The sequence below is a fragment of the Pseudomonas sp. P5_A2_2 genome, assembly GCF_054177685.1.
Map to the genome: position 1 here is coordinate 1 of NZ_JBGCUL010000103.1, position 9973 is coordinate 9973.

10 protein-coding genes are annotated in these 9973 nt (G+C 59.7%); 3 read left to right on the forward strand and 7 right to left on the reverse strand.

All coding sequences use genetic code 11. The annotated features are described in order from the left end of the window. Positions 1-685: Crp/Fnr family transcriptional regulator (locus ACXRVY_RS09950; protein ID WP_223463261.1), on the reverse strand; the 685-nt coding region annotated here is incomplete at its 3' end. An 83-nt stretch (positions 686-768) separates the two neighbouring features. Between ACXRVY_RS09950 and ACXRVY_RS09955 the strand changes: the two genes are divergently transcribed. Next, positions 769-1293 (forward strand): Mpo1 family 2-hydroxy fatty acid dioxygenase, encoded by a 525-nt coding sequence (locus tag ACXRVY_RS09955; protein ID WP_223463260.1) that lies wholly within the window; start codon positions 769-771, stop codon positions 1291-1293. Positions 1294-1415: 122 nt separating this feature from the next. On the opposite strand, the gene ACXRVY_RS09960 is transcribed toward ACXRVY_RS09955, so the two are convergent. The 6 genes from ACXRVY_RS09960 to dibA form a co-directional block, all read right to left on the reverse strand. Continuing rightward, positions 1416-2405, reverse strand: a complete 990-nt coding sequence (locus tag ACXRVY_RS09960; protein ID WP_046040728.1) for a sulfate/molybdate ABC transporter ATP-binding protein — start codon at positions 2403-2405, stop codon at positions 1416-1418. Positions 2406-2408: 3 nt separating this feature from the next. Beyond that, positions 2409-3278 (reverse strand): sulfate ABC transporter permease subunit CysW, encoded by an 870-nt coding sequence (gene cysW, locus ACXRVY_RS09965; protein ID WP_150726413.1) that lies wholly within the window; start codon positions 3276-3278, stop codon positions 2409-2411. Positions 3279-3290: 12 nt separating this feature from the next. Beyond that, positions 3291-4109, reverse strand: coding sequence for a sulfate ABC transporter permease subunit CysT (gene cysT / locus ACXRVY_RS09970; protein ID WP_007972956.1), 819 nt, complete (start codon positions 4107-4109; stop codon positions 3291-3293). 69 nt (positions 4110-4178) lie between these two features. After that, entirely contained in the window at positions 4179-5192 is a 1014-nt protein-coding gene (locus ACXRVY_RS09975; RefSeq protein WP_223463259.1) for a sulfate ABC transporter substrate-binding protein, read from the reverse strand. Positions 5193-5267: 75 nt separating this feature from the next. Then, positions 5268-5450: a sulfur starvation response protein OscA gene (gene oscA / locus ACXRVY_RS09980; protein WP_007975618.1), complete on the reverse strand. Its 183-nt coding sequence runs from the start codon at positions 5448-5450 to the stop codon at positions 5268-5270. A 286-nt stretch (positions 5451-5736) separates the two neighbouring features. Then, positions 5737-7656 carry a phosphodiesterase DibA gene (gene dibA / locus ACXRVY_RS09985; RefSeq protein WP_458237325.1) on the reverse strand — a complete coding sequence of 640 codons (1920 nt, stop codon included), beginning with the start codon at positions 7654-7656 and terminating at the stop codon, positions 5737-5739. A gap of 146 nt (positions 7657-7802) precedes the next feature. Here dibA and desA point away from each other — a divergent pair, with 146 nt between their 5' ends. Both desA and ACXRVY_RS09995 read left to right on the forward strand, forming a co-directional pair. Then, complete coding sequence (desA, locus tag ACXRVY_RS09990) at positions 7803-8987, forward strand: delta-9 fatty acid desaturase DesA (RefSeq protein WP_458237326.1); 1185 nt, start codon at positions 7803-7805, stop codon at positions 8985-8987. 221 nt (positions 8988-9208) lie between these two features. Next, on the forward strand, positions 9209-9973 hold a 765-nt coding region (locus ACXRVY_RS09995), incomplete at its 3' end, for a sensor domain-containing diguanylate cyclase (protein WP_458237327.1).

A 9973-nucleotide genomic window follows, 5' to 3' on the forward strand; every position in this document is an offset into this window, starting at 1 on the left:
AGATTGTAGCCAGTTCCCGCAATCGGGCAGCATCGAGGATTTCAATTTCGCCGTAACTCAGCCCGATGATCCCCTGCCCCTGCAACTCCTTGAGAATCTGGTTGGTGGTCTGGCGCGACAGCGACAACATGGCGGCCAGCTGCTCCTGGGGTAGCTGCAAGACGCGGCGTGGAGGGGTGGTCTCGCCGTAGCCTTCGGCGATCATCAGCAAGCGGTGCGCCAGCCGTGCAGGGGCCGGCAACAGGCTCAGTTGTTCAAGGTTGATGAAGGTCATGCGCAATTTCTGGCTCATCAGCAATGCCAGTTGCCGCCAGTGCTGCGGATGCTCATCGAGCAGCGCCAGCAAGGTGTTCTGGGGGATGTGCAGCAGCGTGCACTGGCCCACGCCGTAGGCATCGTGGGTGCGTGGCTGGCCATCGAACAGGCAGATTTCTCCGAACCAGTGCGGCGGCTCCACCAGGCTCAGCAATGCTTCCTTGCCCTGCTCACTGACGGCACCGACGCGCACCGCGCCTTCAAGCACCGCGTACAGGCCGCAGGGCGGATCGCCACGCTTGAACAGCCGCTGGCCCGGCGACAGGCGCCGCACCCTGGCCACCGACAGCAGACTATCCTGTAGGGAATCAGGCAAATGGCTGAACCACTGACCGCTCATCAGGCGTGGACGCCAGACCTGCATATCCATGAAAACTCCTAGAGATTGTCGCCTGGCTGACAGAGCGGGAAGTGGCCCCGGGGCATGATCAATCACCCCACAGGAGAACAACAATGAAAAGCCTCGTCGACCACCTCAGTCAATACGCCGCCTACCACCGTGACCCACGCAACATCGCATCGCACTTTATCGGCATTCCGCTGATCGTGGTGGCCGTCGCGGTGCTGTTGTCCCGGCCTGAGTGGTCGCTGGGTGGTGCCTGGGTATCGCCGGCGGTGCTGGTTTCACTGGCCTCGGCGTGGTTTTACCTGCGCCTGGAGTTGCGCCTGGGCGTGTTGATGACGGTATTGCTTGGTCTGTCGGTGTGGGCAGGTCATGCGTTGGCACAGCAAGGCACGCTGGTCTGGCTGGGCAGCGGTGTGGCGATGTTCGTGATCGGTTGGGTCATCCAGTTTGTCGGTCACCACTACGAAGGGCGCAAACCGGCATTTGTCGATGACGTGACCGGATTGATTGTCGGGCCGCTGTTTGTGGTGGCGGAGCTGGCGTTTTTGCTGGGGATGCGGCATGACCTGAAAGAGCAGATCGAGGCGCGGGCGGGTGGGGTGCGTCTGCGTCAGAAAAACGCTGCGGCGTAAGACGCCATCGCGAGCAAGCTCGCTCCCACAGTGGATCKGTGTTGAACACAAAACTTGTGAACACCCCAGAAACCTGTGGGAGCGGCGGTGCGGCGATCCGACTTGCCCGCGATGCTTTTGCTTTAAATGTTGGCGACCTTCTGCCAGACCTTCGGCTTGAAGAACAGCGTCTCGCCCTTCGCCAATCCAACCAGGCTGTCGTGATCCTTGACCACTTCGGCTTCGATCAGATCGCTCTGCCCTTCGACCTTCAACGTCACCCGCGTCGTCGCGCCCAACGGACGAATGTCCCGCACTTCCGCTGCGTGGTGATCTTCCAGTTCATGGCGCGACAGCGACACCTCGTGCGGGCGGAACAGCACATGTTTGTCTTCGCCCAGGTGCAGACGGTTCGAATCACCGAGGAAGTGATAGACGAAATCGCTGGCCGGGTTTTCGTAGACGTCGCCCGGTGAGCCGATCTGTTCGATCACACCCTTGTTCATCACCACGATACGGTCGGCGACTTCCATCGCTTCTTCCTGGTCGTGGGTCACGAACACCGAGGTCAGGTTGATGTCTTCGTGCAGACGCGCCAACCAGCGGCGCAGCTCTTTACGGACCTTGGCGTCAAGGGCGCCGAAGGGTTCGTCGAGCAACAGCACTTTCGGTTCCACAGCCAGCGCTCGGGCCAAGGCAATACGCTGGCGCTGACCGCCGGAGAGTTGCTCCGGATAGCGGTCCGACAACCAGTCCAGTTGCACCATGTTCAGCAGTTCGTGGACTTTGGTTGCGATCTGGCTTTCGCTCGGGCGCTGGTTTTTCGGCTTCATGCGCAGGCCGAACGCGACGTTGTCGAACACCGTCATGTGGCGGAACAAGGCGTAGTGCTGGAACACGAAACCGACGTTGCGATCTCGCACGTCATGGCCGGAAACGTCTTCACCGTGGAACACGATGTTGCCCTGATCCGGGGTTTCCAGGCCTGCGATGATCCGCAGCAGCGTGGTCTTGCCGCAGCCCGACGGACCGAGCAGTGCGACGAGTTCGCCGCTCTGGATGTCCAGGCTGATGTTGTCCAGCGCCTTGAAGGCATGGAAGTTCTTGCTGACGTTACGCACTTCGATCGACATGAATTATTCCTCCGCGGCGCTGGCGCGCAGGCGGTTAATACGGTTTTCGCTCCACTGCTTGAGCAGCAGGATGAAGAGCGCCAGGATCAGCAACAGGCTCGCCACGGCGAACGCGGCCACGTGGTTGTATTCGTTGTAGAGGATCTCGACGTGCAGCGGCAGGGTGTTGGTCACCCCGCGAATGTGCCCGGAAACCACCGATACCGCACCGAACTCACCCATGGCCCGCGCGGTGCACAACACCACGCCGTAGATCAGGCCCCATTTGATGTTGGGCACAGTGACGTGCCAGAACATCTGCCAGCCGTTGGCCCCGAGCAGGCGCGCAGCCTCCTCTTCCTGAGTGCCTTGCTCCTGCATCAGCGGGATCAGCTCCCGTGCCACGAACGGCACGGTAACGAAGATCGTCGCCAGTACGATGCCCGGCAGGGCGAAGACGATCTGGATGTCGTGGTCCGAAAGCCACGGCCCAAACAGGCCCTGGGCGCCGAACATCAGCACATAGACCAGGCCGGCAATCACCGGCGATACCGAGAACGGCAGGTCGATCAGGGTCACCAGCATGCTCTTGCCGCGGAACGAGTACTTGCTCACGCACCAGGCGGCACTGACGCCAAATACCAGGTTCAGCGGCACCGAAATCAGCACGGCGATGACCGTGAGTTTCAGCGCCGACAGCGCATCCGGCTCAAAGATCGCGGTGAAAAACGCACCGAGGCCAAGCTTCAGGCCCTGGGACACCACGATGAACAGCGGCAGCAACAGGAACAGGGCAAAAATCAGCCAGCCAAGGCCGATCAGGATTCGCCGCGAAGTCGCGCTGCCACGGCGGGCAGCGTTCGAGGAAGCGGCAGCAATAGACGATTGGGACATGGGTGCGCCTCCTTATGGGGTTTCGATGCGCCGCTGCAACAAGTTGATCAGCAGCAACAGGACGAAGGAAACCACCAGCATCAGTACACCAATGGAGGTAGCGCCGGTGTAATCGTATTGGTCGAGCTTGACCATGATCAGCAACGGCAGAATCTCAGTTTTCATCGGCATGTTGCCGGCAATGAAAATCACCGAACCGTACTCGCCGACCCCGCGGGCAAAGGCCAGAGCGAAACCGGTAAGCCATGCCGGAAGCAGTGCCGGCAGCAGGATATGACGGAAAACCTGCAAGGGTTTTGCCCCCAGGCACGCCGCCGCTTCTTCCACTTCACGGGGGATATCCGCCAATACTGGCTGTACGGTACGTACTACGAATGGAAGTGTCACAAAAGTGAGGGCAAGGGTGATGCCCAGGGGGGTGTAGGCGATCTTGAATCCCAGATCCGCTGCAAACTGACCGACCAGGCCGGTAGGGGTGTACAGCGCCGTCAGTGCAATACCGGCCACTGCCGTGGGCAATGCGAACGGCAGGTCGATCATGGCGTCGATGACTTTGCGCCCCGGGAAGGTATAGCGCACTAATACCCAGGCCAGCAGCGTGCCGATGATGCCGTTGATGATCGCGGCACACAGGGCGGTGCCGAAGCTGAGCTTCAGCGCCGCCAGCACCCGTGGCGCCGAGATGATTGCCCAGAACTGATCCCAGGTGAGTTGAGCGGCATGCACGAACATCGCCGCCAGTGGTATGAGCACAATCAGGCTGAGGTACACCAAGGTGTAGCCCAGCGTCAGCCCGAAGCCGGGTATGACGGGGGAGATACGACGCGACATAAAAGTCCTTGGTTGAGAACGCACAAAGCCTCGAATCGAAATTCGAGGCTCATTGATGGCTATTTAATATTACTGCGCCTGATAGATCTGGTCGAACACCCCGCCGTCATTGAAGAATTTCGGCTGTGCGGCTTTCCAGCCGCCGAAGTCCTTGTCGATGCTCACCAGTTCCAGTTTCGGGAACTGCTGGGCGTACTTGGCGGCCACGTCCTTGTCACGTGGACGATAGAAGTTCTTCGCCGCGATTTCCTGGCCGGCCGGGCTGTACAGGTGCTTGAGGTAGGCTTCGGCGATCTGCTCGTTGCCCTTTTTCTCGGCGTTCTTGTCGACTACCGCCACCGGTGGCTCGGCGAGAATCGACAGCGATGGCACGACGATGTCGAACTTGTCGGCGCCGCCCTCTTCTTTCAGGGCCAGGAAGGCTTCGTTTTCCCAGGCCAGCAACACGTCGCCCTGACCGTTGTTGACGAAGGTAATGGTCGAACCGCGAGCGCCGGTATCCAGCACTGGCACGTGCTTGAACAGGGTTTGCACGTATTCCTTGGCCTTGGCCTCGTCGCCGCCATTGGCTTTGAGGCCATAGGCCCAGGCCGCGAGGAAGTTCCAGCGCGCACCGCCGGAGGTTTTCGGGTTCGGCGTGATCACCGAGACGTCATTCTTGACCAGGTCGCCCCAATCCTTGATGCCTTTCGGGTTGCCYTTGCGCACCAGGAATACGATGGTCGAGGTGTAAGGCGTGCTGGCGTCCGGCAGGCGTTTTTGCCAGTCCGCCGGCAGGGTCTTGCCGAGCTTGGCGATTTCGTCGATGTCACCGGCCAGGGCCAGCGTCACGACGTCGGCACGCAGGCCATCGATCACCGCCCGGCCTTGTTTGCCCGAACCGCCGTGGGATTGCTGGACTTTCACCGTGTCGCCGGCATGATCCTTCTGCCAGAACTTGATGAATTCGGCGTTGTAGTCCTGGTACAGCTCGCGGGTCGGGTCGTACGACACGTTGAGCAGCTCGTAATCCTTGGCTACCGCGGAACCGGCAAAAAGGGCGCTGGCCAGGGCGGCCAAAGCGAAGTGGCGAATCGACGACATGGTGAAAGCTCCTGGAATTCTTGGTGTGTTGGCTTTTTCTTATGGGATATCGGAAATCGCGGTGCCTGTTTCGCCTCAGCCCGGTTTGTTGCCCGGCTGCTGCAAGCGGAATTTTTCTTTGCGTTCGATCTGCACCACCTGGGCGTTGTGCACGGTGATTTCCACGGCGCCAAAGCGCAGGTCGCGCAGGGCACTCTGGATTTCACGCAGGATGGTGGCTTCGTCTTGACCGTCGACGCTTCGCAGGGATGCGCTCATATTGCTGCTCCTTCAACTGAGAGGTTGCCTCGCAGTGTCGGCACTGCTTGCGGCGTGAGAGCAATACTAGAGAGGTGTAGATATTCTTAAAAAGACTATTTAAGAATGTTTATATAACCAGAAGAGATTACTTGAAGGGACAAGGGCTTGAGGTGAATCACCCTCTTTCAGGCACACCAAAAAACCTGTGGGAGCGGGCTTGCTCGCGATGAGGGCGTGTCAGTCTCTAGAAGTCTCGACTGTTACTCCGCTATCGCGAGCAAGCTCGCTCCCACAGGGATTGCGCCTATCCGATCACCGGCGCATGCATCCAATCGAGCTGCGCCGCTGGCACCGGCCGTCCGAACCAATAGCCTTGCCCCAGATCGCATCCCTGTTCGAGAAGGAAAGCCGCCTGTTCGACCTGCTCGATCCCTTCGGCATGCACCTGCATGCCCATGCTTTGCGCCAGGGCAATGATCACCCGCGAGATTGCCGCATCATCCTCATCCCACGGTAATCCGGCGACGAAGCCCTGGTCGATTTTCAGCTTCTGCACCGGCAGACGCTTGAGCCGCAGCAGCGATGAATACCCCGTGCCGAAGTCGTCGATGGCCAGGCGCACCCCCAACTCGCGCAGGCGATGYATTTGCTCCAGCGCGACTTCCGGGTCCTCCATCACCGCGCTTTCGGTCACTTCCAGCTCCAGAAACGCCGGCTCCAGCCCGGTTTCGCGCAGGACCTGCGCCACCTGCCGATACAGCTCACGACGGGCGAACAGGCGCGAAGAAACGTTGACCGCAACGAACGACAGCACCACTCCACTCTGCTGCCACTGGCACATCTGCCGGCACGCCTGCGCCATGACCCAGGCATCGATTTCAGCAATCAGACCGGTTCGCTCGGCGACCGGAATGAATTCCGCCGGCGACACCAATCCCCGCTGCGGGTGCTGCCAACGCACCAGCGCCTCGACGCCAATCAGGCGACTGCTCCTGAGGTCATGAACCGGCTGGTAATAAACCCGCAGCTCTTCCCGGTCCAGGGCGCGGCGCAATTCAAAGGCGATCTCGACCCGTTGCTGGGCGTGGGCCGTCAGCTCTTCTGTATACAGGGCATAATCATTGCGCCCCGTGCTCTTGGCCTTGAATAGCGCAGAGTCGGCATTACGCAGCAGTTGCTCAACACTCAAGGCATCGCTGGGGAACAGGCTGATGCCGATGCTGGTGTTGATGAACAACTGATGGTCATCGATAGAGAATGGTGCTTTGAGGCCGTCGATGATCCGCTGGGCCAACGCAGCGGCCTGAACCAATTGCGGACAACTTTCGGCGAGTACGGCGAACTCATCCCCACCCAGCCGCGCCAGGGTGATGCCCGGGCCGAACATGGCGCCAAGGCGCTCGGCCACCGCCTTGAGCAACTGATCGCCGATGGTGTGCCCAAGGCTGTCGTTGATCATCTTGAAGTGATCGAGATCGATCATCAGCAGCGCGCAGCCACGCTTGTGGACCTGCGCCRAGGCCAGGGCCTGTTCGGTGCGGTCGGTGAACAGCAGGCGGTTCGGCAGGTCGGTCAGCGGATCGTGGTGCGCCAGGTGCATCAACTCGTGTTCGGAGTTCTTGATTGCACTGATATCGGAAAACACAGCCACATATTGGCTCGGCCGGCCGTAGTCGTCGTGGATCAGGCGGATCGTCTGCCATTGTGGGTAAATTTCGCCGCTTTTGCGCCGGTTCCAGATTTCCCCACTCCACTCCCCTGTGCGTTCAAGCGCGGCGAACATCACCTGATAGAAGTCAGATGGATGACGTCCGGACTTGAACATATTGGGGCGCTGCCCGAGCACGTCCTCACAACCATAACCGGTGATTTCCATGAACGCCCGGTTCACATGGACGATCACGCCTTCCCGATCGGTGACCAGCACGCCTTCGCGGGTACAGTCGAAAACAGCAGCCGCCTGGCGCAGGCGCTCGCGATTGGTATTGCGTTCGTGCAATGTGGCGTCGATCCCCAGACACCGCAGCAGCCGCGCCCGGGCAATGAAGATCAACCCGGCGCTGAACAGCCCCCAAACATAACCGTTGATCAGTTGCCATCGCAGTCGCTCGGCAGAGCTATCGAAGAAACTGTTTAATAAATAGCCACTGATCTGCAGCCAAACCACAGAAAGCAACAGATAGAGCAGCGCTGTGCGCAAGGCATCGCGATAGGTGGCAGACATCCGGCGATCCATGTCCCTACAAAAAGGTGGGGATTATAGTTTAAAGACACATCCAGCCACTCTTATCTGAAAGGGCGACTGGTTTTCTGTGTGGGCTTAGTGATAATGCAACGGCTGTTTTTTCTTTATCGAGGGCCCTATAGCCTATGTGGTACGAAGGTTTTCTTGGCTTGTCGCCCTGGTCTCTGGTAGCAGTCACCCTGCTRATGACCCACGTCACGATCATCGCCGTCACGGTCTATCTGCATCGTTACTCGGCCCATCGCTCCCTGGAGCTGAATGGGGGCCTTAAGCATTTCTTCCGTTTCTGGCTGTGGCTGACCACGGCGCAGAACACCYGCGAGTGGACCGCCATCCACCGCAAGCATCACGCCAAATGCGAAACCGTCGATGACCCGCACAGCCCGGTCATCAAGGGTTTGTCCACGGTGCTGCGCAAAGGCGCCGAGTTGTACCGCGCCGAAGCGGAAAACCCCGAGACCCTGCGCATCTACGGCAAGAACTGCCCCGAAGACTGGATCGAGCGCAACCTCTACAGCCGCTATCCGCTGCTGGGCATCGCGATCATGGGCGTTATCGACCTGCTGCTGTTCGGCACCATTGGCATCACCATCTGGGCCATCCAGATGATGTGGATCCCGGTATGGGCCGCCGGCGTGGTCAATGGCCTGGGTCATGCCATCGGCTACCGCAACTTCGAATGCCGCGATGCGGCGACCAACCTGGTGCCGTGGGGCATCCTGATTGGCGGCGAAGAACTGCATAACAACCATCACACCTACCCTAACTCGGCAAAACTGTCGGTGAAGAAGTGGGAATTCGACCTGGGCTGGGCGTGGATTCAAGTCTTCAGCTTCCTGCGCCTGGCCAAGGTTCAACGGGTCGCGCCGATCGCCCATCGCGTCGAAGGCAAGGGCAACCTGGACATGGACACCGCCATGGCGATCCTCAACAACCGCTTCCAGATCATGGCCCAGTACCGAAAACTGGTGATCGGCCCGCTGGTCAAGCAAGAGCTGGAAAAGGTCGATCACTCGGTACGTCACCAGTTCCACCGGGCCAAACGCCTGCTTTCGCGGGAGACCAGCCTGCTGGATGACAAACACCATGTACGCATCCAGAACATGCTCGAGCACAGTCAGGCGCTGAAGGTAATTTACGAGAAACGCCTGGCCCTGCAGCAGATCTGGGTCAAGACCAGCTCAAATGGCCACGACATGCTGGCGGCCATCAAGGACTGGGTACACGAAGCCGAAGCCAGCGGGATTCAATCGCTGCGCGACTTCGCCGATCAGTTGAAGACCTACTCCTTGCGTCCTGCCGCCGCCTGAACCACAAAACCTGTGGGAGCGAGCAGGTTCGCTCCCACATGGGTTTGTGGTCTGACCGCAAAATCGCGTCATCAGTACCGCCCGGCGGGAGACCTCTCCTTCGCCACAAAAGGCGGGAACTTCATCTAAAAAGCCCAATCTCAAAGACACTTCGCCATCCCCCGGCGGGCTTGGTGTTGGCCGCCATTGAACACGCGGCATGCCCTTTGAGATTTGTGTCGATGGCCCAAAAAAACCTGCAAGACTCATCTCCGTCACATTGGCCCGAGGCCGCGCAGACCCTGATGGCGCTGATGCACGCCCAAGGCGAAGTCGCACGTCTGAGCGAACGCGAACAGTTGCTCAACACCTTGCTGGCGAGCGTCAACGCGGTGCTGTGGGCATTCGATTGGGAAACCCGCCAGGTGCTTTACGTCAGCCCCGCCTATGAACGGATCTTTGGCCGTTCAGCCGATCGACTGCTGGCSGACTGCAATCAATGGCGCGACARCATCTAYCCCGAYGACCTGGACTATGCCGAACGCAGCCTGGCCGAAGTGCTGGACAAAGGCGCSGTGGAAGAYCGCGARTAYCGMATCAYYGMYGCCSASGGCCAGATGCGCTGGCTCAGCGACAAATGCTACATCAACCGCCAGGCCGAGCCGGGGCAACCGGTGATCATCTTCGGCATCGCCGAAGACATCACCGACAAGAAGCAGATGGAAACCGAGCTGCATCGCCTGGCCACCACCGACGCCCTGACCCAGAGCAGCAATCGCCGGCATTTCTTCGAATGCGCTCAACGCGAGTTCGAACACGCCCGAAACAAGGGCGAGCCGCTGTCGTTTCTGATGCTGGACATCGATGACTTCAAAATCATCAACGACACCTACGGTCACCAGGAAGGCGACAACGTGCTGCAACGCATTGCCGAAAGCGGCCGCGCAGCGTTGCGCCGTGACGACCTTTTCGGGCGCATTGGCGGTGAGGAGTTTGCTGCGGTGTTT